This is a genomic window from Mesorhizobium sp. M4A.F.Ca.ET.020.02.1.1 (assembly GCF_004022645.1).
Taxonomy (GTDB): Bacteria; Pseudomonadota; Alphaproteobacteria; order Rhizobiales; family Rhizobiaceae; genus Mesorhizobium.
In genome coordinates, this window is the sequence record NZ_RZOI01001210.1 from 1 (window position 1) to 942 (window position 942).

The window sequence follows — 942 nt, forward strand, 5'->3', positions numbered from 1 at the left end:
GGTCGAGCGTGGCCCAAAGCATCGTGCCAGGCCCTGCGCCGATATCGAGCAAGGTCCTCGGCTGGAAGTCGGGCCTTGCCTCGGCCAGCGCATCGAGGCTGGCGCGAACGGCGGCATAGGTCGCCGGCAGCCGCGTCGCCAGATAGGCTTTGACCGCCATATCCTCGGCCATGTGCAGGCGGCCGTCGCGCAGTTCCGCGCGATAGCGGTCGGACAGCGTCCTTGCCGCCTGTTTGAGCGCCTGCAGCGGCACATTTTCGAGCAGGCGCTCGACGCCTTGCCGGAGCGGGGCAGGGAGTTCCACGGCTCAGGCTCCCTCAGAACTGGATAGTTTCAGGCCGAATCGACCTGAAACTATCCAGTTCTAAATCAACGAGATAGAGCATGATGTCGTCCGAAAACCGTTTCACACTTTTCGGCATCATGCTCTCGGCGCGAGCAGGATGACCGAAGCCCCGGCGATGCAGAGCGCTGCTCCGGCGAGGTCCCAGCGGTCGGGGCGCACTCCTTCCACCAGCCACAGCCAGCCGAGCGATGCCGCAATGTAGATGCCGCCATAGGCCGCATAGGCGCGGCCGGCGGCCGACGTGTCGACGAGCGCCAGCAGTAAGCCGAACAAAGCGAGCGAGACGAGGCCCGGCGCCAGCCATAGAGGCGACTTTCCCAGCCGCCACCAGACCCAGAACGAGAAGCAGCCGGCGATCTCGGCAAGGGCGGCGGCGATGTAGATGAGGTAGGTCATGAAAAAGGTCTCGCGATGACGAGACCTTTTTCATGCTTGGGGAGCCTATGGCAAGGACAATGGGCCAATTGAACGCGATGCCGCCGGCGCCCTATTCCCCGTCCGCCACCTTCCTGCGGCGGGCGGGTTGGGCGACCGCCGGTTCCTGCCGGTGGCCCATGTCGCGCATTTCCAGCGCCTTTTCGCATTTGGCCATGGAA

2 protein-coding genes are annotated in these 942 nt (G+C 64.5%); both read right to left on the bottom strand.

Annotation, left to right across the window (positions count from 1 at the left end; translation table 11 throughout):
* Nucleotides 1-304: small ribosomal subunit Rsm22 family protein (locus tag EN742_RS36130; RefSeq protein ID WP_281035060.1), on the bottom strand; the 304-nt coding region annotated here is incomplete at its 3' end.
* Nucleotides 305-421: 117 nt separating this feature from the next.
* Nucleotides 422-742, bottom strand: coding sequence for a YnfA family protein (locus tag EN742_RS36135; RefSeq protein ID WP_127406514.1), 321 nt, complete (start codon nucleotides 740-742; stop codon nucleotides 422-424).
* Nucleotides 743-942 lie beyond the last annotated feature (200 nt).